Source organism: Janthinobacterium sp. SUN120, from assembly GCF_030397735.1.
GTDB classification, from domain to species: Bacteria; Pseudomonadota; Gammaproteobacteria; order Burkholderiales; family Burkholderiaceae_D; genus Janthinobacterium; species Janthinobacterium kumbetense.
Genome location: NZ_JAPUBW010000002.1, coordinates 780666 through 804786, shown reverse-complemented (window position 1 = coordinate 804786; position 24121 = coordinate 780666). Strand labels below are relative to the sequence as shown.

The following is a 24121-nucleotide window of genomic DNA, read 5'->3' as shown; positions in this document are numbered from 1 at the left end:
AATTGAACCGATAATGCCACATGCCCAGTCCGTATTGCGCCTAGCCAGGCTGCAGGACTTCACCGGAGTTTGATTGATGTCGGAAGACAGCGACGCAGAAAAGACCGAAGCCGCGTCACCGAAGCGCCTCGAGCAGGCGCGTGAGGAAGGCGACGTTCCGCGATCGCGTGAAGTGGCAACGTTCACTGTGTTGATGGCATCCGGCTGCTGCCTGTGGTTTGCCGGCGACGCCATCGTGCGGCGGTTGACGGCCGTCATGGTGTCCGGGCTGACCCTGGACCGGGAACAGATACTCAATCCCGACGCGATGATGTTGCGCATCGGCTACGACGTGGGCTCGGTCCTGCTGACGTGCCTGCCTTACGCGCTGGCCATCATGCTCGTCGCCCTGGCTTCGCCCGTGCTGGTGGGCGGCTGGCTGTTCAGTTCCAAGGCGTTTACACCCAATTTTGGCAAGCTCAACCCGATTCGCGGCCTGGGCAACATGTTTTCGAAGAATGCGCTGGTGGAATTGCTCAAGGCCATCGCCAAGACCCTCGTCGTGGGCGTCGTCGCCTGGATGGTGATGCAGCATCAAAAAGATGCCGTGCTGGGCTTGTCGGTGGAATCCCTGCGCGCCGGTTCGGCCCATCTGATCAGCCTCTTGATCACGGCTTTCCTGTTGATCGTCGGCGCGCTGGGCTTGATCGCCGCCATCGACGGTCCGTACCAGATGTGGCATTACGCCAACAAGATGAAAATGTCCTTGCAGGAAGTCAAGCAAGAGTCGAAGGAATCGGACGGCAATCCGCAGATCAAGGCGAAGATCCGCCAGATGCAGCATGAAATGTCGCGCCGCCGCATGATGGCCGACGTGCCGACGGCCGACGTGGTGGTGACCAACCCTACCCACTACGCGGTGGCCTTGAAGTATGGCGAGAATTCGCGCGGCGCGCCGCAGGTGGTGGCCAAGGGCGTCGACGAGGTGGCGGCGAAGATCCGCGAACTGGCCGGCGAACACAAGGTCGCCATCCTGGAAGCGCCGGCCCTGGCGCGCGCGCTGTACAAGCACACGGACATCGGCGACGAGATTCCCGAGGCGCTGTACGGCGCCGTGGCCGAAGTGCTGGCCTACGTGTTCCAGCTGCGCAGCTATGGCAAGGGCCAGGGCGAGCGTCCCGACAAGCCGAAGAAACTCGACGTGCCGCCCGAGCTCGACCCGCTCGACCCCGCGTCGCAGACCAAACCCGCGGCAGACGCGGCAGACAAGAATAAAGGAAGCACACCATGAACGGCCTGACCATGCCAGCCTGGCTCAGCGGATTGAAAGGCAGCGCCAGCAAGGGCGTCGCCGCGCCGATCATCATCATCATGCTGCTGGCGATGATGGTGCTGCCGTTGCCGGCCTTTATCCTCGACATCTTCTTCAGTTTTAATATCGCGCTGTCCATCATCGTGCTGCTGACGGCGCTGTACACGGTCAAGCCGCTCGACTTCATGGCGTTCCCGACCATCCTGCTCGTGTCGACCATGCTGCGCCTGTCGCTGAACGTGGCGTCCACGCGCGTGGTGTTGACGGAAGGCCATACGGGCGCCGACGCGGCCGGTAAGGTGATCGAGGCGTTCGGTCACTTCTTGATTGGCGGCAACTACACGGTCGGTATCGTCGTGTTTATCATTTTGACGATCATCAACTTTACCGTCGTGACCAAGGGTGCGGGCCGTATCGCCGAGGTGGGCGCCCGTTTCGCGCTGGACGCCATGCCTGGTAAACAGATGGCCATCGATGCCGACCTGAACGCGGGCCTGATCGGCGAAGACGAAGCGCGCCGCCGCCGCACGGAAGTGGCGCAGGAAGCGGAGTTCTACGGCGCCATGGACGGCGCCAGCAAATACGTGCGCGGCGACGCCATCGCCGGCATCATGGTCACCGTCATCAATATCGTCGGCGGTTTGCTGGTGGGCTTGCTGCAGCACGACATGGGCTTTGCCGATGCGCTGAAGAACTATACCTTGCTGGCCATCGGTGACGGCCTGGTGGCGCAGATTCCTTCGCTGATCATTTCCACGGCGGCCGGTATCGTCGTCTCGCGCGTGGCCAGCGAACAGGACATCGGCACCCAGCTGGTGGGGCAATTGTTTGCGAAACCGCAAGTGTTATATATCACCGCCGGCATCATCGGCGGCATGGGCTTGATTCCCGGCATGCCGAACATGGTCTTCATCCTGCTGGCGTCCCTGCTGGCCGGCTCCGCCTATCTGATCAGCAAGAAACGCACGCAGGAAAAAGCGGCGGCCGAAAAGCCGGCCGAAGTGCCGCAAGCAACCGTGGCGCCCGAGCAGGAAGAAGCCAGCTGGCAAGACATCATGCCCGTCGATACCCTGGGCCTGGAAGTGGGCTACCGTTTGATCCCCCTGGTCGACAAGACGCAGGGCGGCGAATTGCTCAAACGCATCAAGGGCATCCGCAAGAAATTTGCCCAGGAAGTGGGTTTCCTGGCGCCGCCCGTGCATATCCGCGACAACCTGGAATTGAAACCGTCCGCCTACCGCATCACCCTGAAGGGCGTGGAAGTGGGCGTGGGCGAAGCGTTCAATGGCCAGTTCCTGGCGATTAATCCCGGCATGGCCAGCGGCACCTTGCCCGGCCTGGCCACGAACGACCCCGCCTTCGGCCTGCCCGCCACCTGGATCGACGCCAGCCTGCGCGACCAGGCCCAGTCGATGGGCTATACGGTGGTCGACGCGGGGACGGTGGTGGCCACGCACCTGAACCACCTGATCACCTCGCACGCTTCCGAGCTGCTGGGCCGCGCGGAAGTGCAATCGCTGCTCGACCACCTGGGCAAGGAGTCGCCGCGCCTGGTGGAAGACCTGGTGCCGAAGATGCTGTCCCTGTCGACCTTGCAAAAGGTGCTGCAGAACCTGCTGGCCGAGGGCGTGCACATCCGCGACATGCGCACCATCATCGAAACCCTGGCCGAGCATACGGTCAGCACGCAAGACCCGAACGACCTGACGGCGCTGGTGCGCGTGGCCCTGGGCCGCGCCATCGTGCAGCAATTGTTCCCCGGCTCGGCCGAACTGTCCGTGATGACCCTCGACAGCCGCCTGGAGCGGCTGCTGATGCAGGCGATGGGCAATGGCGGCGACGGCGCCGGCATCGAGCCGGGCCTGGCCGACACCATCGCGCACCAGGCGGGCCTGGCTGCCCAGCAACAGGAAGCGCTGGGCCTGACGCCCGTGCTGCTGGTGCCGGCGCCGCTGCGCGCCTTGCTGTCGCGTTTCCTGCGCCGCGCCTTGCCGCAGCTCAAAGTGCTGTCGCATGCGGAAGTGCCGGAAACCAAGACCATCCGCGTCACGGCGCTGGTGGGCGCGCAGTAGTTGTGATAAGCGGCATCGGGGTTGGTTCCTGCGGGACGGACTCCCGGTGCTTGCTTTTGGTCAAATAAACATCAATTTCCTCTCGGCAAACTGAATAACGGGTACTTTCCCGTCCTGTTCCTTCGATCATTTCCTGTAAGCATCGCTAATAATGGAAACTGTCCGGGTGATCTGTGTCCATGTGGAAGACAGCACTCAAGCAACAGGAGTCGACGATGGTCACACAGTTCAGCCAATATTGCGCCACCCCCGCCCTGGGAGGCCGGTCATGAATGTGAAGAAATTTACGGGCGCCTCGTCGCGCGATGCGCTGCGCAAGGTGCGCGAAGCGCTGGGCCCCGACGCCGTGATCCTGTCGAACCGCCAGGCCGATGGCGTGGTGGAAATCCTCGCGCTGGCCAATGACGACGCCGCTTCGCTGGCCTCGCCGCCGGCCGCCTCCGAAATGGCCCAGCCCCGTCCCCAGTTGCAGACCCAGTTCGCCACGCCGCAGCGTCCGGCCGCCCCGGCCCAGCGCCCGGCCGCGCCACGTCCTGCCGCGCCGCGCCAGGCTGCCTCCGAGCCAGTGGACATGGCCCGCATGCAGCAGATGATGGCCAGCGCGCTGGCGCACGTCAAGGAAAACGCCGCCGCCGAGATGAGCGGCATGATGAATGAAATCCGCGCCATGCGCGGCATGATGGAAACCCAGCTGGCGGAAATCTCGTGGGGTTCGACGCAGCAGCGCGAGCCGCAAAAAGCCGTCGTGCTGCGCGAAATGCTGGCGGCCGGCTTCTCGGCCAGCCTGGCGCGCTACCTGATCGACAAGCTGCCGGCCGGCCTCGACGGCGCGCAAAGCATGCGCTGGATCAAGACGGTCCTCAGCCGTAACCTGAATACTGTGGCCAATGAAGACGCCATGCTGGAGCAGGGCGGCGTATTTGCCCTGGTGGGCCCGACGGGCGTCGGCAAGACCACCAGCACGGCCAAGCTGGCGGCCCGCTGCGTGATGCGCCACGGCCCGGAAAAGCTGGCCCTGATCACCACGGATGCCTACCGTATCGGCGCGCACGAACAGCTGCGCATCTACGGCAAGATCCTCGGCGTGATGGTGCATTCGGTGAAGGACGAGGCGGACTTGCGCATCGCCCTGAAAGAATTGAAGAACAAGCACACGGTGCTGATCGATACGGTGGGCGTGAGCCAGCGCGACCAGATGGTGACGGAACAGGTGGCCATGCTGTCGGGCGCCGGCGCCGACGTGAAGCGCCTGCTGTGCCTGAACTCCACGGCCACGCAGGAAACGTTGAATGAAGTGGTGCGCGCGTATCAGGGCAGCGGCCTGGCCGGCTGCATCATGACCAAGCTCGATGAAGCGGCCTCGATCGGCAATGTGCTCGACGTGGTGATCCGCCAGAAGCTGAACCTGTTTTATGTGTCGAACGGCCAGCGCGTGCCGGAAGACCTGTACCTGGCCGACCGCGGCTACCTGATCGACCGTGCCTTCAAGCTCAAGCGCGATGCGGCGGCCACGCAGTTTTCCGACGCCGAACTGCCGCTGCTGATGGCGCAGGCGGCCGCCCGCAACAATGAAGCGCGCGGGGTGCACCTTGGCTAATTTCGATTTTGACCAGGCCGAAGGCTTGCGCCGCATGCTGGCCGGCCCGCAGCCGCGCGTCATGACGTTCCTCTCGGCCACGCCGCAGGACGACAAGGGCGCCATGCTGGTCAACCTGGGCGCGTCGCTCGTCTACGGCGGCAATGACGTGCTGCTGCTCGACGCCAGCGGCGGCAGCGATGGCGTGGCATCGCGCCTGGGACTGGCGCACGGCGCCAGCCTGCGTGACGTGGCGCGCCAGCAGTGCGGCTTGAACCAGGTCATCCACCAGGTGCCGCAAGGCTTCGGCGTGGCCAGCCTCGGCGCGCGCAACCATTTGATGGACAGCATGGATTATGCGGGCGAGGATGAACTGCGCCGCCTTGGCAAGACGTTCGAGGTGCTGGCGCGCCAGAGCGGCATCGTGCTGGTCGACGGCGTCGTGGCGGACGAGGGCGCGTGCTTCCCCGTGCCGCTGATGGCATCGTCGGATATCGTCGTGCAAGTCTCGACCAGCGCCACCTCGATCAAGGCGGCGTACTGCCTGATCAAGCGCCTGAGCCAGGAACTGGGACGCCGTCCGTTCGGCATTCTCGTCACCGGCGCTTCCGAATCCGAAGCAAAAGTGGTATACGATAATATGGCGCAGGCGGCGAGCCGCTACCTGGCCGTGAAGCTGACTTCGATGGGTTCCGTGCCTGCCGACGAGTATCTGCACCGCGCGGCGCGGCTGGGCCGCAGCGTGGTCGATGCGTTTCCGCTGGCGGGAGCGTCGGTGGCGTTTCGCGGACTGGCCGAGCGGCTGGCCCGTTCGGCGGCGCCGGTGCTTGGCGGCACCTTGTACCAGACGGGGAGCCCGCACCAGTTCAGCGCCTGAATCGAACCGCAGCACCAGATAAGATGAGAAAACAATAAGCAGCCTATGTACACGGTCAAAGGGAAATCGAACAAGGACTATTTGCTGACGGAGCACATTCCGCTGGTGAAGCGTCTGGCGCACCATATGAAGGCGAAATTGCCGCCTTCGGTCGAGGTCGATGACCTGATCCAGGCCGGCATGATCGGCCTGCTCGATGCCATTACGCGCTATGAAGAGACGCATGGCGCGCAGTTCGAGACGTATGCCGTGCTGCGCATCCGCGGCGCCATGCTCGACGAATTGCGCACCAGCGACTGGCTGCCGCGCAGCATGCGCCAGAACATGCGTAAGATCGAAGAGGCGATGAGCACCCTGCAGCAGCGCCTCGGCCATCCGCCGACGGAGTCGGAAGTGGCGAAGCTGCTGAAAATGTCGCTGGCCGACTACCAGGAAATGCTGGGCGACGGCGGCGGCCACCAGCTCGTGTACTACGAAGACTTTCATGACCCGGACGGCAATGACAGCTTCCTCGACCGCCACTGCGTGGACGAGGACAGCGACCCCTTGCGTTCCCTGCTCGATACCGATTTCCGGCAATCCGTGATCGATGCCATCGACGCGCTGCCGCCACGCGAGAAAATACTCATGGGCCTGTATTACGAAGAAGAGCTGAACCTGAAGGAGATCGGCGCGGTGATGGGCGTATCCGAATCGCGCGTCTCGCAGCTGCATACCCAGGCCGTCGCGCGCCTGCGCGCAACCTTGAGGGAGCTGGCGTGGACTGGTCCAGCGTAATCGGGCTGGCGCTGGCGCTGGCCGGCCTGCTGGTCGGCCAGGCACTGGAAGGCGGCAAGATGGCCTCCCTGCTGCAGCCGGCCGCCTTTGCCATCGTCATCGTCGGCACCTTCGGCGCCGTGCTGCTGCAGACGCGGCTGCGCACTTTTGTCCGCGGCCTGGAAATGCTGCGCTGGGTGTTCCTGCCGCCGTCCGACACGCGCGCCGCGCTGGCGCGCGACATCGGGCAATGGAGCCTGACGGCGCGCCGCGACGGCCCGCTGGCGCTCGAGCGCCTGATGGAAAACACGGCCGACCGCTTCAACGCCAAGGGTTTGCGCATGATCGTCGACGGCATCGCGCCCGACAAGCTGCGCCAGTTGCTCGACGTGGAAATCTCCGCCTACGAAATGGCCGAGCGCCAGGCCGTCAAGGTGTGGGAATCGGCGGCCGGCTATTCGCCCACCATCGGCATCCTGGGCGCCGTGCTGGGCCTGATCCATGTGATGGAAAACCTCACCGACCCCAGCAAGCTGGGCGGCGGCATCGCCGTGGCGTTCGTCTCGACCATCTATGGCGTGGGCCTGGCCAATCTGCTGTTCCTGCCGGTGGCCAATAAACTCAAGGCCATCGTTTCGCGCCGCGTGGTGCAGTATGAAATCACGGCCGCCGTGCTGTACGACATCGCCACGGGCGACCATACGCGCATCATCGAAGAGCGCGTGTCCAGCCTCTTGCACGAGCATTGACCATGATGCGGCGCGCGCGCAGGAAGTATGACGAGGAACCGGATAACCAGGACCGCTGGCTGATCTCGTACGCCGACTTCATCACCCTGCTGTTCGCCTTCTTCGTCGTCATGTATGCGATTTCGCAAGTCAACGAAGGCAAATACCGTGTCTTCCAGAATGCCATCGGCCAGGCCTTCAGCCTGGAAAAGGGCGCACCGCCCATCATCATGGAAGCGCCGCAGGCGATCCCGTTGCCGAACCCCGCCCTGAAACGCCGCACGGAAGCCATCCGCCGCGAGCGCGAACACATGACGCGCCTGGCGCAGGACTTGACGTCGACCCTGGCGCCGCTGGTCAAGGAAGGCAAGGTGCGGGTCACGCAGACGAGCCGCGGCGTGAGCGTGGAAATCAATGCCAGCGTGCTGTTCGACCCGGGCGCGGCGGGCTTGACGGCGGAATCGGACCAAGCCTTGCGCGCCGTGGCCGTGCTGCTCAAGGACGACACGCACGACGTGCAGGTGGAAGGGCATACGGATGTGCAGCCGATCAGCAATTCGACCTTTGCCTCGAACTGGGAATTGTCGGCCGCGCGCGCCAGCGCCGTGGTGCGCCTGTTCATCGCCAGCGGCGTCAAGGCGTCGCGCCTGACGGCCGTGGGCCACGCCGACAATATCCCCGTGGCGCCGAACGCCACGCCGGAAGGGCGCGCGCGCAACCGCCGGGTCGCCGTGACGATTTTGTCGGGCATCCCCGAAACGGTGACGGAAGTGCCGACGGCGCCCGCGGCGCCTGCGCCGGCCAATTGACGCTCGTCAACTGCGGGCCGCCGCTTGGTACAATCGCGCTTTCTTCCTCTTTTATCGTTCCCTCATGAAAAGCAGCTCCCTGGGCGGTCTCGTCTATTCCACTGAAACGGGCCGCATGTGTCCCGCCTGCCGCCAGCCGCTGGCGCAGTGCGCGTGCAAGGCGCAAGCGAAGGCTGCGCCTGCGGGCGATGGCGTGGTGCGCGTCTCGCGCCAGACCAAGGGCCGCGGCGGCAAGAGCGTCACCGTGGTCAAGGGCTTGCCGCTGGACGCCATCGCGCTGGCCCTGCTGGGCAAGCAGTTGCGCACGCAGTGCGGCTCGGGCGGCACCGTCAAGGATGGCGTGATCGAAGTGCAGGGCGACCATGTCGACGCCATCCTGGCCGCGCTGGCCAAGCTGGGCCACCAGCCGAAAAAGGCCGGCGGCTGAGCGTGCGGAGGCGTGCGGCCCGCCGCCGCGCGCCTGTGGTAACGTGCGTTTCCCATCCACGCGCTTCCTCACCATGAACGTCAAATTCACCGGCATGGCCATCGCCGCCGCCATCGCGGCAGCGCTGGCGCTCGCGTACTGGCCCGCTCCCGACGGCGGCGCGCCGGACGCTGCCACCTCCGCCCCTGGTGCGCCAGCGGGACGCAGCCTGGAATCGTATCTGAGTATCGATGCCAGCCCGGTCGCCGATGCCGCGCCGATGCCCGTCACCCTGGCGCAGCAGCTCGCGCGCCTGGCGGCCAGCGGCAAGCCGGAAGACGCGTATGCGGCCTACAATCTGCTCGACGACTGCATTTCATTTGAGAAAGAAAGGCGCTTGCCGGGGCTGGAATTCGAGCTGGGGCGCGAGATGACGGCGCAGGAAAAAGCCGCCCAGCAGCAGCTGTGCGCGGGCCTGACGCAGCGCCAGCGCGAGGAGCGCCTCGGCTACCTGGCGACTGCCGCCAGGGCGGGCGTGCCCGGCGCGGCGACTATCTTCCTGTCGGAAGGGCCGTTCGGCGACCGCAGCGCGCTGCGCAACCGTCCCGACGATCCGCTGGTGCAGGCGTGGAAGCGGCAAGCGATCGCCCAGCTGACGGCGCAGGCGGACGAGGCGGAGCTGACCAGCGTGTCGACTCTGATGATGGCGTATCTGCGCGATGGCGAGGTGGTGCAGAAAGATGCGCCGCAAGCGTATGGCTACCTGCTGGCGCTGCGCCAGGTCTACGACGACATCCTCGCGCCCGGCGTCACCAATCCCTACCAGGACGAATACTGGCACTGGCTGCAGGCGGAATTGACGCCGGAGCAGCAGGCGGCCGCCAGCGCCAGGGCGCAAGCCATCGTGGCGAAATACCGCCAGCATGCGGGGCGTGCCGCACACGGTTGAAGGGCAAGGCCGCTGCGCCTTGCCGGCGGATTGCTGTTAACTAGGGGAAATCAGCCGATGACGACGCGCCGGCTGGCCGTGTTCGTCGTCGGTTGGCCGCTGGGGCCGTAGAAATTGCCGCTCTGGGCCGGGGGGCGCATGGCGTTCAGGGCGCCTTGCGTGTGCAGCATGTGCTTGTTGACGAGCAGGCTGTTCAGGCGGTTTTGCTCCTTGGCTTCGCGCGTCGTCTCGAGCAGGGCTTTCCACAGGGGCGCCGCGTCGGCTTCATTGGCGCCGACCAGCCAGTCTTCCATGCCCGCTTCGGCCGCCGTGAAACCGGCTGCCGCCAGCGCCTGGTGGCGTTGCGCCGCCAGCTGGCTCAATTGTCCTACCAGTGCCGTCTTGCGCGCCGTGAGCTCCGTGATTGCATCGATGTCAGCCGCAACCAGATGCCGCTGTTCTTCTTTCATCAATGCCAGCAATGTGGTCATGAGCTGTTGCTCGTCGCGCAGGCTGGAAAACGGAGTCACTGATTGCATGAGGGAACCTATCTATTTCGTGAGTGCAGCAAGTCCTTGACCGTGTCGAGGAGACCGTCCGCCACTTTTTCTGAGTTGACCTGGAACTGGCCGTCGGCGATCGCGAGCTTGATGCGTTCGACTTTTTTCGTGTCGAACACGGCGCCGCTGCCGGCAGTTGCACTGGCCGCTAATGCCTGTCCTTGCGGCGACAGGCGTACATTGTCCGACGTTGTCGGTGTTGCCTGGGCTTTCTCGGCATTCCGGGCGCCGGAAGTACTCGCGGGCGCCACCGGCAGGCCGGGATTGCTTTTAATGGTGTTATCGGTAATTTTCACAGCGTGATCCTCGTCTGGTCGAAGTCAAAAAACTCCGGGATATGTGTCATTATCGGCACCTTTTGCCGAAACTTTAGTGCGCCAGACCACAATATCGCTGTCCATCCGTGTTTAAAACGCCACCTCCACCAGGCCGCCAGCCCGCGCCACGCCGCTGATCTGCTGGCCGCTCTGCGTGCGTACCTGCACCGTCTGGCCATCGCCGGCGCTGCCGATGGCGCGTCCTTCTGATGCCACCTGGAAACCGTTACCACTCGAAACCACGCGCACCAGCTGGCCTTGCATCACCACCGGCTTGCGGCGCAGGGTGTCGAGGCGCATCGGCGTGCCTGGCGGCAAGGAAATATTCGTGCTGGCGCCCACGACCTGGGCCATGTCGGTGGCGATGCCTGCCGGCAATGCGGCCAGGTCGCCCTGCATCGTCACCAGTTGGCTGGCGTCGATGGCTTGCCCTTGCGCCAGCGGCACGGCGCTGGCCACGTAGTCGCCGACGACGGCCACGTTCGCTTGTAAGTAAATGGTCCAGCTGGAGGGCGCCGTGCAGCGCACGCCGACGGTGGTCTTGCCCCAGGCGCGCGCGCCCGGCGCCATGAACGCCTGCGGTGCGGGGCAGGCAGCCAGGTTCAGGCGCGGATCGACGGCGCCGACGGTGACCGTCACCTTGCCGGGCAAGCCGTTGCTTTGCACTTGCAGGAATTGTTCCACGCTGTTGCGCAGCGCTTCCGGCGTTTGCCGGCCGGCGTTTTGCGCCTGCGCCAGCAGTGGCAGGGCGGCAAAAGCAAAGAAGAAAGCGAGCGGTGTTTTCATGGTGATAGGCCTCTGGAATAGTGCCATGATAGTGCGCGCCGCCCCGATCGAAGCGCCGATTAAGGGGTAAAAGTACGGTCTGATCCGGCGATGGTCTTGCTGGTGGGCACCTTACTATGTTTCCTGTCATCACTAATCCGCCATCCTTCCGCCATCTCGGGCGCCAGTGGCAGATCTTTCCGGAGCCTGACATGATAGGGAAACTCGACGATTACATGCGCTTCAACGAGACGGCGCTGAGCCTGCGCTCGACGCGCCAGGAATTGCTCGCCTCGAATATCGCCAATGCCGACACGCCTAACTACAAGGCGCGCGACGTCGATTTCGCCGCCGCCCTGAAGGGGGCGATGGCGCGCAAGGATGGCGTGCCGCCGGCCCTGAAGGGCACGGCGCCGCAGCATATGCCGGGCAAGGGCGTGGCCGCAGCTGCGGGCGCACCCGGTGGCGGCAAGGTCGAGACCCTGGCCGACGGCACGCCGCTGCTGTACCGCGCGCCGGCCCAGGGCGCCGTCGACGGCAATACGGTCGACATGGATCTCGAGCGCAATGCGTTTGCCGACAATGCCATCCGCTACGAGGCGGCCGTGACGTTCCTCAATTCACAGATCAAGGGCATGCTGACGGCCATCCAGGGAGGACAATAATCATGTCGCTATTTAATATCTTCAATGTTTCCGGTTCGGCCATGAGCGCCCAGGCGCAGCGCCTGAACACGGTGGCCAGCAACCTGGCCAATGCCGACAGCGCCACCAGCGCCACGGGCGAAGCCTACCGCGCCAAGCAGGTGGTGTTCGAAGCCGTGCCCATGGCCAACGGCGCCACGGCCGTCAAGGTACAGAAGGTGATCGAAGACCCGTCGCCGATGAAGCTGGTCTACGACCCGAAGAACCCGCTGGCCGACGAGAAGGGCTACGTCACCATGCCCAACGTGAATACGGTCGACGAAATGGTCAACATGCTGTCGGCTTCGCGCTCGTACCAGACCAACGTGGAAACCATGAACGCGGCCAAGTCGCTGCTCCTGAAAACCCTCACCCTCGGCCAGTAAGGCTGACTGATCATTATGGCAATCATCGATACGAACACCTCCAAAGTCACCGACCTGATGGCGACGATGAATCCGAAGAAGACGACGGCCGAGGCAGGCAGTGTCGAAGCGGAAACGAACAAATTCCTCACCCTGCTGGTTACCCAGCTGAAAAACCAGGATCCGATGAATCCGCTGGACAATGCACAGCTGACCAGCCAGCTGGCCCAGCTGTCGACGGTGACGGGCGTCAACAAGCTCAATACCACCGTGGAAAGCTTGAAAGCCAGCTACCAGCAAGCCGAATCGATGCAGGCGGCCAACATCATCGGCCATGGCGTCTTGACGGCGGGCAAGGACATCAACCTGAGCAAGAGCGCCGCGCTGCTGGGCGTGGACCTGGCCACGGCCGCCGACAAGGTCAAGGTCGTCATCTACAAGGATGGCAAGGAAGTCCATTCCATCGACCTGGGCGCCCAGCCGGCGGGCACCTTGCCGCTGGGCTGGAACGGTTCCACCGCCGACCTCGACAAGGATGGCAAGCCGGTCGTGCTGGCCGACGGCGCCTACACCTTCGCCGTGGAAGCGACGCGCGGCGGCACCAAGCTCAAGGATGCAACGGCGCTGATGTTCGGTTCGGTCGCCAGCGTGTCGACGGGCGCCAATGGCGTGAAATTGAATGTGCCGGGCGTGGGCAGCATCACCATGGCCGACGTGAAACAGATTCTGTAAGCCGCTTCCCCTTAGCGTGACCCTCTACCCCTAATTTCTACCAGGAGAACACAATGTCTTTCCAACAAGGCCTGAGCGGCTTGAATGGCGCCGCCAAATCGCTGGACGTCATCGGCAACAACATCGCCAACTCGTCGACCGTGGGTTTCAAGCAGTCGCAGGCCCAGTTCGCCGACATTTATGCCAACTCGCTGTATGGCGTGGGCGGCAACCAGGCGGGGATCGGCGTGTCGGTCTCGCAAATCGCCCAGCAATTTAACCAGGGTAACCTGGAAACGTCGCAAAATCCCCTCGACATCGCCATCAATGGCGGCGGTTTCTTCCGTACCAGCGTGAATGGCGCCATCCAGTATTCGCGCAATGGCCAGTTCCAGGTCGACAAGAGCGGTTTCATCGTCAACGCCCAGCTGGCGCAGCTGACCGGCTATCCGGCCGACGTCAACGGCAAGATCGTCGCCGGCGCCGTCGTGCCCCTGCAGATCGACCAGTCGGACATGAAGCCCCAGGCAACGACCAAGGTCGACACGCAAGTCAACCTCAATTCGAACACGGCCATGCCGACCACGGTGCCGTTCAAGTCGACGGACGACACCTCGTACCACAAGCAGTTCCCTGTCGAAGTCTTCGATTCGCTGGGCAATTCCCACAACATGGCGAATTTCTATGTCAAGACGGGCACCAATACCTGGGATGTCTACTCGGCCATTGACGGCACGGAAGTGACCAGCATGAAGGTCGCGGCCGCCCTGCAGACGGACCCAGCTTCGCTGGCCGCGCGCGCCGCCTACCAGGCCGCCGCCACGGCCGTGCCGCTGGTGCCGGCCAACGTGACGGCCGCCGCCGTCGCCTATGGCAATGCGGTCGGTGCCGCCGTCTCGGCCGCTGCCGCCGCTGCAGGCGCCACGCCAGCGCAACTGGCCGCCATCGCCGCCACCTACGGCAGCGCAGTGCCGAACGGCGTCAACTCGAGCCGCACGCCCGACCAGATCGACGAGGCCATCCGCAACGTGACCGTGGTGCCGGCCGTCAAGACCGGTTCCCTGGTCTTCAACACGGTCGGCAGCCTGGACCGGGCCGCCATGCTGGCCCTGACGCCGCCGCAAACCTTGCCCGTCACCGTCAACCTGCCGATCTTCCCGGCCACGGGCGCGAATGCGACCCTGTCGGTCCAGGTCGATTTCACCAGGTCGACCCAGCTGGGCACCACCACGGCGGAAAAGAAAACGGAAGCGGACGGCTACAAGGCGGGCCAGCTGAGCCAATTCATCGTCGGTGACGACGGCGTCATCCAGGGCCAGTACAACAATGGCAAGACGCGCGCCCTGGGCCAAGTGGTGTTGAGCAACTTTACCAACCCGAACGGCCTGGAGCCGCTGGGCAACAACGCCTGGGTGGAAAGCTCGGCCTCGGGCAAGCCCATCACGGGCGAGCCGAAGACTGGCACCCTGGGCAACTTGCGCGCCTCGGCGGTGGAAGTGTCGAACGTCGACCTGACGGCGGAGCTGGTCAACATGATCACGGCCCAGCGCGCTTACCAGGCGAATGCGCAGACCATCAAGACGCAGGATTCCGTCCTGCAAACCTTAGTCAACCTGCGTTAAGAGTAAGGGGAGCGGTTCTTTCGGACTGCTCCCGGCTTTCGTTTTGCACGGAGAAAACACATGGACCGTCTCATCTACACCGCCGGCTCGGGCGCCAAGCACATCCTCGACAAGCAGGCGACCACGGCGAACAACCTGGCGAACGCCACCAGCACGGGTTTCCGTGCCCAGCTCGACTCGTTCCGCGCCGTGCCCGTGGTGGCCGACGGCATGATGCCGACGCGCGCCTTCGTCGTCGATTCGACGGTCGGTTCCGATTTCACGCAAGGTCCCATGCAGCACACGGGCCGCGCGCTCGACGTGGCCGTGGAAAATGGCGGCTGGATTGCGGTGCAGTCGGCCGACGGTTCCGAAGCCTACACGCGCAACGGCGCCCTGAAACTGAATGAAAACGGCATGCTGCAAACGCAGGGCGGGCTGATGGTGCAGGGCGATACGGGCCCCATGGCGATTCCGCCCGGCGTGACGGTGGCCATCGCCAGCGACGGCACGGTGGGCACGATTTCCACGGACGTGCCGCCCGGCCCCTCGACGGTGTTGGGTCGCATCAAGCTGGTCAACCCGCCCGAGCAGCAACTGGTGCGCGGCGACGACGGTCTGTTCCGCCTGAAGGATGGCACGGTGGCGCAGGCCGACCAGGCCGTCAAGCTGACCACCGGTGCGCTGGAAGGCAGCAATGTCAGTCCCGTCGACTCGATGGTCAGCATGATCGCCCTGGCGCGCCAGTTCGAAACGCAAATGAGCTTGTTGAAGAATGCCGAGAATAACGCGGCGAAAGCCACCCAGATCCTCGCTTTGAATTGATGGGGGCCACCGCATAATGGTCGCATAGAAATAGTCTACAGGGCTGGTTAGCGCTGTTATTGGAGAAATATCATGATTCGTTCCCTTTGGATTGCCAAGACCGGCCTGGAAGCGCAGCAAACGCAGATGGACGTGATCGCCAATAACCTGGCCAACGTCAGCACCACCGGCTTCAAGAAGTCGCGCGCCGTGTTTGAAGACTTGCTGTATCAAAATGTGCGCCAGCCGGGCGCGCAATCGTCGCAGCAGACCCAGCTGCCATCGGGCTTGCAGATCGGCACGGGCGTACGCACCGTGGCGACCGAACGCATCCATACGCAGGGCAATCCCCAGGCCTCGGGCAATTCGCGCGACGTGATGGTCAACGGTACCGGTTTCTTCCAGGTGCTGATGCCGGACGGCGCCACCGCCTACACGCGCGACGGTTCGTTCCAGACGGACGCCAACGGCCAGCTGGTGACGTCCGAAGGGTTCGTCATCCAGCCCGCTATCACCGTGCCGACCAATGCGCTGAGCCTGACCGTGGCGCGCGACGGCACCGTCTCCGTCACCTTGCCTGACACTGTTGCGCCATCGCAAATCGGCTCGCTGCAACTGACCACCTTCGTCAATCCCGCCGGCCTGGAATCGAAGGGCGAAAACCTGTACATGGAAACGGGCGCCTCCGGCGTGGCGCAAACCAACACCCCGGGTACGAACGGCGCCGGCGTGCTGATGCAGGGCTATATCGAGACGTCGAACGTCAACGTGGCCGAGGAAATGGTCAACATGATCCAGACGCAGCGCGCCTACGAGATCAACAGCAAGGCCATCACCACATCCGATCAAATGCTGCAGAAATTGTCGCAACTTTAATTTTCATAGTCGTCATGCCATCCGCCGCCGGATGGCAGCGGAGGTTCGCCATGCAATACCCCATCATCGCTTTGTTCTCTGCAGTCCTGCTGTCCGGCTGCGCCATCACGCCTACGTCCATCGTGCAATATCCCACCACCACGCGCGCGCCGATGCCGGAACCCGTGGTCGTCAACAACGGTTCCATCTACCAGCCGTCGACCTACCGTCCCGCCTTCGAAGACCGCCGCGCGCGCCACGTGGGCGACACGATGACGATCGCCATCACCGAGCGCACGAATGCCGTCAAGGCGGGCGCCAGTTCCGGCAACAAGTCCGGCAGCGTGGGCTTTTCCACGCCCGGCTTCGCCCAGGGCCGTTTCGGCGGCACCGTGGCGGCGAATGGCGCGACGAAATTTGCCGATGGCGACAACCAGTCCGCCAGCAACACGTTTTCCGGCACCATCGGCGTGACGGTGATCGAGGTATTGCCAAACGGAAACTTGATCGTCGCGGGCGAAAAACAGATTGCCATGAACAAGGGCACGGAATTCATCCGCTTCTCGGGCATGGTCAATCCGGACACCATCGGCACGGGCAATGTCGTGCCCTCGACCCAGGTGGCCGAAGCGCGCGTCGAATACCGCACCAACAGCCAGATCGACCGCGCCGAAATGGCGTCGATGGCGTCGCGCTTCTTCCTCAGCCTGTTGCCGTTCTGATCATGGCAACGTCGACCTTTCCCCGCTTTCTCGCCATTTTCGGCCTGGCCATCTCCCTGCTGGCGCCCGTGGCGCAAGCCGAGCGCATCAAGGACCTGGCCAGCATCGCCGGCGTGCGCCAGAATCAGCTGATGGGCTATGGCCTCGTCGTCGGCCTCGACGGCAGCGGCGACCAGACCACGCAAACCCCGTTCACCATCCAGAGCGTGGCGGCGATGCTGCAGCAGCAGGGCATCAACTTGCCGCAAGGCACTAGTTTGCAGCTGAAAAACGTGGCCGCCGTGATGGTGACGACGGCCTTGCCGGCGTTTGCCCAGCCGGGCCAGTTGCTCGACGTGACGGTGTCGTCGATGGGCAATGCGAAAAGCTTGCGCGGCGGCACTTTATTGATGACGCCCCTGAAGGGGGCCGATGGTCAGGTGTACGGCATGGCGCAAGGCAACGTGCTGGTGGGCGGCGTGGGCGCGCAGGCGGCCGGCAGTTCCGTCGTCATCAATCACCTGAGCGTGGGCCGCATCTCGGGCGGCGCGACCGTCGAGCGCACCGTGCCTTCGGCGCTGGGCGCCAACAACACTATCCGCCTGGAATTGAACGCCACCGATTTCGCCACCGCCAGCCGCGTGGTCGACGCCATCAACAGCCGCTACGGCGCCGGCACGGCCGCCGCGCTCGACGGCCGCGTGATCCAGGTGCAGTCGCCGAGCGGCAGCGACCAGCGCGTGTCCTTTTTGGGCCAGCTGGAAAGCATCGAAGTCAACCCGGCCCGCCTGGCGGCCAAGGTCATCATGAATGCGCGCACCGGTTCCGTCGTGATGAACCAGTCCGTGACCCTGGAAACGTGCGCCATTTCGCACGGCAACCTGTCCGTCACCATCAATGTCGAGCCGCAAGTGAGCCAGCCGGCGCCCTTGTCGGGCGGGCGCACGGTGGTCACGCAGACGGCGCAGATCGATATCAAGAAGGAACCGGGCAAGGTGATGCTGGTCAAGGGCGGCGCCTCGCTGTCCGACGTGGTCAAGGCCCTCAACGCCATCGGCGCTTCGCCGCAAGATTTGCTGGCCATCCTGCAGGCGATGAAGGCGGCCGGTTCGCTGCGCGCCGAACTTGAAATCATTTGATGGACACGCCATGATCAGTCAAACCGACCTCAGCAATACCGCCGCCTATGACGTGAAAGGCATGGATGGCTTGCGCCAGTCCGCCAAGGCGAAGGACCCCGCCGCCCTGAAAGAGGCGGCCACGCAATTCGAAGCCATGTTCATCAACATGATGATGAAAAGCATGCGCGAAGCCACGCCGCAGGACGGCATCATGGATAGCCAGCAAAGCAAGATGTACACCTCGATGCTGGACCAGCAGACGAGCCAGAACCTGGCCAAGCGGGGCACGGGCCTGGCGGACGTGCTGATCCGCCAATTGTCGTCGTCGAACCAGGCGCTGGCCGCCGATGGCGCCGAAGCGCCGTCGCCCCGTTCCTCGAGCATGGCGCAGGCGCTGGCCGCCTTCCGCCAGCAGCAGGGCGCCCTCGCCGAGGGGGCCGGCAGCGCCGCCGCCAGCGGCAAGACTCTGAGCGACAAGGCCAACGCCACGCAGGCGCCGCACGTGCGCGCCTTCCAGGAAAAGCTGGGCGTGCATGCGGAAGAAGCCAGCCGCGCCACGGGCATCCCGGCCAAGTTCATGCTGGGCCAGGCGGCGCTGGAAACGGGCTGGGGCAAGCGCGAAATCATCAGCCGCGACGGCAGCAGCAGCCACAACCTGTTCGGCATCAAGGCTTCCAGCGACTGGAAGGGCAAGGTCACGGAAGCCGTCACCACGGAATACGTGAATGGCAAGGCGCAGCGCAAGGTGGAAAAATTCCGCGCCTATGACAGCTATGCCGACAGCTTCAAGGATTATGCGCAGTTGATTACCAACAACAAACGCTACGAAAAAGTCCTGGCCAGCGCGGGCGACGCCAGCACCTTCGCCCAGGGATTGCAGAAAGCCGGTTATGCGACGGACCCGAATTACGCTGCCAAATTGACAAAAATCATTAAAAATTCTCTGGTCGGCTGACGCCCCGCCTTGCCCCCGTGCAAGCCGCGCGCTTCAAGTTTTCGCCGCGGCTGCCGTAAATACTTTTGACGGTAACCAATAAGACACCATGACTTCGAATCTACTCAGCATCGGTAAGAGCGGTTTGCTTGCAGCGCAGGTGGGCCTGTCGACGACCGGGCATAACATCACCAATGCCAACGTGGACGGTTACAACCGCCAGGTGGTGCTGCAGCAGACGGCGCAGTTCAACAATGCCGGTTATGGCTTTGTTGGCAATGGTACCGAGGTATCGCAAGTCAAGCGCCAGTACGACGGTTTCATGGCGGCCCAGGTGAATGCCGCGCAGTCGGCCACCAGTTCGCTCGACGCGTATTACACGCAGATCACCCAGATCGACAATATGCTGGCGGACCCGACGGCCGGGCTGTCGCCGGCGATGGCCGATTTCTTCAAGGGCGTGCAGGATTTCAGCTCGAATCCCTCGTCCGTCTCGTCGCGCCAGGCATTGTTGTCGAGCGCAAACTCGCTGACGGCCCGTTTCCAGGGCCTCAGCGCGCGCCTGACGGAGATCGGCGACGGCGTCAATTCGCAGATCACGTCGAACGTCAAGGTGATCAATTCCTACGCCAAGCAGATCGCGGAACTGAATACCTCGATTACCAACCTGACCGTGAATGAAAGCAATCAGCCCAACGATTTGCTGGACCAGCGCGACCAGTTGATCACGGAACTGAACAAATACGTCAAGGCAACTGTTCAGCCTGGCGCCGGCAACTCGATTACCGTTTCGATCGGCTCGGGCCAGCCGCTGGTGGTGGGCGACAAGAACTTTGAACTGGCCACCACACCGTCGCCGACGGACCCGAACCGCCTGGACATCGGCTATGTGACGGGCTCGAGCGTCAGCAAACTGTCGGAAAGCTCCCTCAGCGGCGGCGCGCTGGGCGGCTTGCTGGAATTCCGCAGCGGCAGCCTGGACCGCATCCAGAATTCGCTGGGCAAGGTCGCCATCGCACTGGCGTCCACCTTCAATGAGCAGCACAAGCTGGGCCAGGACTTGAATGGCGACATGGGGACCGACTTCTTCAAGTTGCCCGATCCCGTCATCGGCGCCGACTACCGCAACAATGCGACCAGCACGACCGTTCTGTCGGCCAAGGTCAGCGATCCGACCAAGCTGACGGCCAGCGATTATGCCGTCAAGTATGACGGCTCCAATTATGTGGTGACGCGCCAGAGCGACGGCGCGAAAACGACCATCAACCCGTATCCGCAAACCGTGCCGCAAACCATCGACGGCGTGGATTTCTCGATCTCGGGCGCGGCCGCCGAAGGCGACAACTTCATGGTCAGGCCGACGGCGCACGGCGCTTCCGACCTGGCCGTGGCGATTACCGACCGCAACAAGCTGGCCGCCGGCGCGCCCATCGTCACGGCTGCGCCCGTCAGCAACACGGGTAGCGGCAAGCTGGGCGCAGGTAGCGTGGACAAGGCGTATTTGACGCCAGGCAACGCCTTGACGGGCCCCGTCACCTTGACGTACGACAAGGCGACCACTTCGCTGTCGGGTTTCCCTGCGGGCCAGGCCGTGACCGTGAAAGGCTTGAATGGCGCCACCACCACGTATCCGGCCGGGACGGCGAACATCCCGTACACGGAAGGCGACAGCTTCAGCTTTGGCGGCATCAACGTCAACATGACGGGGGCGCCCGCGCAGGGCGATAAATTCACCATCGGGCCGAACTCGGGCGGCGTGGGCGACAACCGCAATGCCTCCCTGCTGGCGGGCTTGCAGACGAAAAACATTCTCGACGGCGGCAAGGCCACGTTCCAGGGTTCGTACGCGGAAACCGTCAGTTTTGTCGGCAACAAGACGCGCGAAGTACAAGTCAGCGGACTGGCCAGTCTTGCGTTGTTGCAACAAACCAGCACGCAGCAGCAAGCCGTCTCCGGCGTCAACCTCGATGAAGAGGCGGCCAATCTGCTGCGCTACCAGCAAGCCTACCAGGCTTGCGGCAAGGTCATGCAGATCGCCAGCACCCTGTTCGACGTGGTCATCGGCCTCGGACGTTAATTATTCAAGCGGCGGCGCCTAGCGCCCCGCCGCCATCAGGAAGGGCAGCATCATGCGCATCAGTACAAAAATGATCTATGACGCGGGCAGCACGCAGCTGAACAACCTGCAGGGCGCGTTGAACCGTAGTCAGATGCAGCTGTCGGCGAATCGCCGCAACCTGACGCCGGCCGACGACCCGATCGCCTCGGCGCGCGCGCTGGAAGTGACGCAGTCGCAAACGATCAACACGCAATTCGTGACGAACCGCTCGAACGCCAAGAATTTCCTCTCGCAGGAAGAGCTGGCCCTGGCCAGCACCACCTCGCTGCTTGCCGACGTGCAGGAACTGGTGCTCAAAGCCGGTAATCCGGCCTTGAAGGATGTCGACCGCCAGAGCCTGGCCACGGAACTGCAGGGGCGTTTGACGGATCTGCTGGGCATCGCCAACACGTCCGACAACGCGGGCGGCTACCTGTTCGGCGGCTACAAGTCGACGACGCAACCGTTCAGCCAGACGCCGGGCGGCGCCACCTACGCAGGTGACCAGGGGCAGCGCGAACTGCAAGTGGGCTCGGCCCGCTACCTGGCCACCAGCGATTCGGGCGCGGCCGTGTTCGAGAATAATTTGACGGGCAACGGCAAGTTCACCACGGCGGCCGATCCGGGCAACTTCACGCGCGGCGGCGCCGGCATCATTTCCGGCGGCACCGTCACCGATCCCACCAAGTTGACGGGGCACAAGTACTCGATCGATTTCCAGGTGACGGGCACGGGCACCGCCGCCGTCACGACCTATACCGTGACGGACGTGACCCTGGGCCAGACCATCCCGAATCCGGCCGTGCCGGTGGCCTACAAGTCGGGCGATGCCATCAACTTTGACGGCCAGCAAGTCAATGTCGCGGGCAAGCCGGCCGACCTGGACAAATTCACCCTGGAGCCCAGCAGCAAGGAATCGATCTTTAGCACGATTACCAACCTGATCGGTGTGCTGGGCCAGCCGGCCTCGGGCGACGCGGGACAGGCGCGCCTGACGGCCGGTCTGAACGCGGCGCACGACATCCTCGATACGGCTTACGACAACGTGCTGTCGGTGCGCGCGGAAGTCGGTTCGCGCCTGAAGGAACTCGACACGCTCGACAGCGCCGGCGACGACCTCGACCTGCAATATGCGAGCACCCTGTCGGGCTTGCAGGACCTGGACATGGTGAAGGCGATTTCCCTGTTCAGCCAGCAACAGATCACCCTGCAGGCGGCGCAGAAGTCGTTTACCTCGATCTCGGGCCTGTCGCTGTTCAATTACATCAGCTAAGCGGCCCGCATCGGATAACCGGCAAGCCGGGGCAGGGAGGACATCTCCCGCCCCGGCTTTTTTACGTCCGCAAGATGGCCGTTCTGGCAAGATATACAGGCAAACTGTGCAGTCTACCTGCATATCTGCTATAGTGGAGGCCGTTGATCCACTACATGACTGCCATGACCACCCCGCAAGAAGACCACGAACAAGTTCTGCAACTGGCCGGCGAATTGCGCATCCTGGTCGGCAAGCTGCGCCGCCGCCTGCGCGAAGAGGCGCACCTGGGCGATGTCAGCATGTCGCAGGCATCCGTGCTCAGCCGTCTTGAACGCGACGGCCCCGCCACGGCCAGCAGCCTGGCGCGCGCCGAAGGCATGCGGCCCCAGTCGATGGCCGCCACCGTGCTGGCGCTGACCGAGGCGCGGATGGTGACGGGGTCGCCCGACCCGCTTGATGGCCGGCAAACGATATTGACCCTGACGGACAACTGCCGCGCCTGGATCGCAGCCAGCCGCGCCGCGCGCGAAGACTGGCTGGCGCGCACCATTGAAACCCGGCTCACGCCGGACGAAGTCACCGAACTGAACCAGGCGGTGGCATTACTCAAACGCTTGGCGGAGTGATCCGCTGAATTTTCCACCACGACCCCGGCAAGGAGCCCGCACGCCCAGATGAACAACACATTCCGTTCGCTACGCATACCCAATTACCGTATCTGGGCCGGCGGCGCCCTCGTGTCGAATATCGGCACCTGGATGCAGCGCACGGCGCAGGATTGGCTGGTGCTGAGCGAATTGACGCAGCACAATGCCAGCGCCGTCGGCATCGTCATGGCCTTGCAATTCGGCCCGCAACTGCTGTTGCTGCCCCTGACGGGCATGGCGGCCGACTTGCTCGACCGCAGGAAATTGCTGTTGTGTACGCAGGCGGCCATGGGCTTGCTGGCGCTGGGCCTGGGTTTGCTGTGCATCAGCGGCCTCGTGCAACTGTGGCACGTGTATGTGTTTGCTTTCCTGCTGGGCTGCGTGACGGCCTTCGATTCGCCCGTGCGCCAGACTTTTGTGGCCGAAATCGTCGGCGAGGAAGACTTGACGAATGCCGTGGCGCTCAATTCCACCTCGTTCAATGCGGCGCGCATGCTGGGCCCGGCCGTGGCCGGCTTGCTGATCAGCAGCGTCGGCAGCGGCTGGGTCTTCATCATCAACGCCGTCTCGTTTGCCGCCGTGATCGGTTCGCTGTTGCTGCTGCGCGTGGAATTGCTGCGCCGCGCGCCGCGCCTGAAGGCTACGCGGGCCAGCCTGGGCGACGGTTTCCGCTACGTGCGCCAGCGGCCCGACCTGATGGCCATTTTGCTGATGCTGTTCCTGATCGGCACCTTCGGCCTGAATTTCCCCATCTTCCTGTCGACCATGTCCGTGACGGCCTTTCATGCGGGCGCGGGCCAGTATGGCGTGCTCAGTTCCGTGATGGCTTGCGGCTCCGTGGCCGGCGCCCTGCTGGCGGCCGGGCGCGGCCAGCCCACGCTGGCCTTGCTGCTGGGCGCCGCTGCGCTGTTCGGCCTGGCTTGCGCGCTGGCCGCCGTGATGCCCAATTACTGGCTGTTCGGCATGATGCTGGTAGTCATCGGTATTGCCGCGCAAACGTTTACCACCAGCGTCAACAGCAGCGTGCAACTGTCGACAGCGCCCGCCATGCGGGGCCGGGTGATGGCCATCGTGCTGGCCATCTCGGCGGGCGGCACGCCGCTGGGCGCGCCCATCGTGGGCTGGGTGGCCGACACCTTCGGCCCGCGCTGGGCGCTGGGCATAGCCGCCTTGTCGGGCCTGGCGGCGGCGCTGGTCGGCGTGCGCTACCTGGTCAAGCATCACCAGTTGCGCCTGAACGTCGACATGCGGCGCTGAGCAG

25 protein-coding genes are annotated in these 24121 nt (G+C 64.0%); 22 read left to right on the top strand and 3 right to left on the bottom strand.

The window, feature by feature from the left end; all coding sequences use genetic code 11:
* Positions 1 to 76: 76 nt before the first annotated feature.
* From flhB to O0879_RS13290, 9 genes are all read left to right on the top strand, one after another.
* Positions 77 to 1270 carry a flagellar biosynthesis protein FlhB gene (flhB, locus tag O0879_RS13330; RefSeq protein ID WP_289916853.1) on the top strand — a complete coding sequence of 398 codons (1194 nt, stop codon included), beginning with the start codon at positions 77 to 79 and terminating at the stop codon, positions 1268 to 1270.
* On the top strand, positions 1267 to 3363 hold the full coding sequence (gene flhA, locus O0879_RS13325) for a flagellar biosynthesis protein FlhA (RefSeq protein WP_289916852.1): 2097 nt from the start codon (positions 1267 to 1269) through the stop codon (positions 3361 to 3363). The genes flhB and flhA overlap by 4 nt, the downstream gene beginning before the upstream one ends.
* Positions 3364 to 3631: 268 nt before the next feature.
* Positions 3632 to 4960 (top strand): flagellar biosynthesis protein FlhF, encoded by a 1329-nt coding sequence (gene flhF, locus O0879_RS13320; RefSeq protein ID WP_034785293.1) that lies wholly within the window; start codon positions 3632 to 3634, stop codon positions 4958 to 4960.
* Entirely contained in the window at positions 4953 to 5816 is an 864-nt protein-coding gene (locus tag O0879_RS13315) for an antiactivator of flagellar biosynthesis FleN protein (RefSeq protein WP_099666848.1), read from the top strand. Before flhF ends, O0879_RS13315 begins: the two co-directional genes overlap by 8 nt.
* A 45-nt stretch (positions 5817 to 5861) precedes the next feature.
* Positions 5862 to 6593: an RNA polymerase sigma factor FliA gene (locus O0879_RS13310; protein WP_077407859.1), complete on the top strand. Its 732-nt coding sequence runs from the start codon at positions 5862 to 5864 to the stop codon at positions 6591 to 6593.
* Complete coding sequence (locus O0879_RS13305) at positions 6575 to 7321, top strand: flagellar motor protein (protein ID WP_099666849.1); 747 nt, start codon at positions 6575 to 6577, stop codon at positions 7319 to 7321. The genes O0879_RS13310 and O0879_RS13305 overlap by 19 nt, the downstream gene beginning before the upstream one ends.
* Positions 7322 to 7326: 5 nt before the next feature.
* Positions 7327 to 8109: a flagellar motor protein MotD gene (gene motD, locus O0879_RS13300; RefSeq protein ID WP_289917868.1), complete on the top strand. Its 783-nt coding sequence runs from the start codon at positions 7327 to 7329 to the stop codon at positions 8107 to 8109.
* A gap of 64 nt (positions 8110 to 8173) precedes the next feature.
* Complete coding sequence (locus O0879_RS13295; protein WP_289903901.1) at positions 8174 to 8536, top strand: translation initiation factor Sui1; 363 nt, start codon at positions 8174 to 8176, stop codon at positions 8534 to 8536.
* 43 nt (positions 8537 to 8579) lie between these two features.
* Positions 8580 to 9464, top strand: a complete 885-nt coding sequence (locus O0879_RS13290; protein WP_289916851.1) for a hypothetical protein — start codon at positions 8580 to 8582, stop codon at positions 9462 to 9464.
* Positions 9465 to 9514: 50 nt separating this feature from the next.
* Here O0879_RS13290 and O0879_RS13285 read toward each other — a convergent pair whose 3' ends face one another.
* The 3 genes from O0879_RS13285 to flgA all read right to left on the bottom strand — a co-directional run bounded on the left by O0879_RS13285 (position 9515) and on the right by flgA (position 11106).
* A complete protein-coding gene (locus tag O0879_RS13285) occupies positions 9515 to 9982 on the bottom strand; it encodes a flagellar protein FlgN (protein WP_099666853.1) in 468 nt (155 codons plus the stop codon).
* A gap of 8 nt (positions 9983 to 9990) precedes the next feature.
* Positions 9991 to 10299, bottom strand: coding sequence for a flagellar biosynthesis anti-sigma factor FlgM (gene flgM / locus O0879_RS13280; RefSeq protein ID WP_034787161.1), 309 nt, complete (start codon positions 10297 to 10299; stop codon positions 9991 to 9993).
* Positions 10300 to 10410: 111 nt separating this feature from the next.
* On the bottom strand, positions 10411 to 11106 hold the full coding sequence (flgA, locus tag O0879_RS13275) for a flagellar basal body P-ring formation chaperone FlgA (RefSeq protein ID WP_099666854.1): 696 nt from the start codon (positions 11104 to 11106) through the stop codon (positions 10411 to 10413).
* Positions 11107 to 11297: 191 nt separating this feature from the next.
* Here flgA and flgB point away from each other — a divergent pair, with 191 nt between their 5' ends.
* The 13 genes from flgB (at position 11298) to O0879_RS13210 (ending at position 24117) form a co-directional block, all read left to right on the top strand.
* Positions 11298 to 11750, top strand: a complete 453-nt coding sequence (gene flgB / locus O0879_RS13270) for a flagellar basal body rod protein FlgB (protein ID WP_099666855.1) — start codon at positions 11298 to 11300, stop codon at positions 11748 to 11750.
* A gap of 2 nt (positions 11751 to 11752) precedes the next feature.
* On the top strand, positions 11753 to 12154 hold the full coding sequence (gene flgC, locus O0879_RS13265; protein WP_071075845.1) for a flagellar basal body rod protein FlgC: 402 nt from the start codon (positions 11753 to 11755) through the stop codon (positions 12152 to 12154).
* Positions 12155 to 12169: 15 nt separating this feature from the next.
* Entirely contained in the window at positions 12170 to 12865 is a 696-nt protein-coding gene (locus O0879_RS13260; protein WP_099666856.1) for a flagellar hook assembly protein FlgD, read from the top strand.
* Positions 12866 to 12918: 53 nt separating this feature from the next.
* Positions 12919 to 14466: a flagellar hook protein FlgE gene (locus tag O0879_RS13255; protein WP_099666857.1), complete on the top strand. Its 1548-nt coding sequence runs from the start codon at positions 12919 to 12921 to the stop codon at positions 14464 to 14466.
* 60 nt (positions 14467 to 14526) lie between these two features.
* Entirely contained in the window at positions 14527 to 15270 is a 744-nt protein-coding gene (locus tag O0879_RS13250; protein WP_070253727.1) for a flagellar basal body rod protein FlgF, read from the top strand.
* A 72-nt stretch (positions 15271 to 15342) separates the two neighbouring features.
* Entirely contained in the window at positions 15343 to 16125 is a 783-nt protein-coding gene (flgG, locus tag O0879_RS13245; RefSeq protein WP_034754070.1) for a flagellar basal-body rod protein FlgG, read from the top strand.
* Between the two features lie 50 nt (positions 16126 to 16175).
* Positions 16176 to 16826 (top strand): flagellar basal body L-ring protein FlgH, encoded by a 651-nt coding sequence (locus O0879_RS13240; RefSeq protein WP_099377950.1) that lies wholly within the window; start codon positions 16176 to 16178, stop codon positions 16824 to 16826.
* A 2-nt stretch (positions 16827 to 16828) separates the two neighbouring features.
* Positions 16829 to 17944: a flagellar basal body P-ring protein FlgI gene (locus tag O0879_RS13235; RefSeq protein WP_099666858.1), complete on the top strand. Its 1116-nt coding sequence runs from the start codon at positions 16829 to 16831 to the stop codon at positions 17942 to 17944.
* Positions 17945 to 17954: 10 nt separating this feature from the next.
* Positions 17955 to 18881 carry a flagellar assembly peptidoglycan hydrolase FlgJ gene (gene flgJ, locus O0879_RS13230; RefSeq protein WP_289898654.1) on the top strand — a complete coding sequence of 309 codons (927 nt, stop codon included), beginning with the start codon at positions 17955 to 17957 and terminating at the stop codon, positions 18879 to 18881.
* Positions 18882 to 18969: 88 nt separating this feature from the next.
* Positions 18970 to 20937, top strand: a complete 1968-nt coding sequence (flgK, locus tag O0879_RS13225) for a flagellar hook-associated protein FlgK (RefSeq protein ID WP_099666860.1) — start codon at positions 18970 to 18972, stop codon at positions 20935 to 20937.
* A gap of 52 nt (positions 20938 to 20989) precedes the next feature.
* Positions 20990 to 22231 carry a flagellar hook-associated protein FlgL gene (flgL, locus tag O0879_RS13220; protein WP_180278709.1) on the top strand — a complete coding sequence of 414 codons (1242 nt, stop codon included), beginning with the start codon at positions 20990 to 20992 and terminating at the stop codon, positions 22229 to 22231.
* Between the two features lie 164 nt (positions 22232 to 22395).
* Positions 22396 to 22839, top strand: a complete 444-nt coding sequence (locus O0879_RS13215; protein ID WP_289916849.1) for a MarR family transcriptional regulator — start codon at positions 22396 to 22398, stop codon at positions 22837 to 22839.
* A 48-nt stretch (positions 22840 to 22887) separates the two neighbouring features.
* Positions 22888 to 24117, top strand: coding sequence for an MFS transporter (locus O0879_RS13210; RefSeq protein WP_289916847.1), 1230 nt, complete (start codon positions 22888 to 22890; stop codon positions 24115 to 24117).
* Positions 24118 to 24121 lie beyond the last annotated feature (4 nt).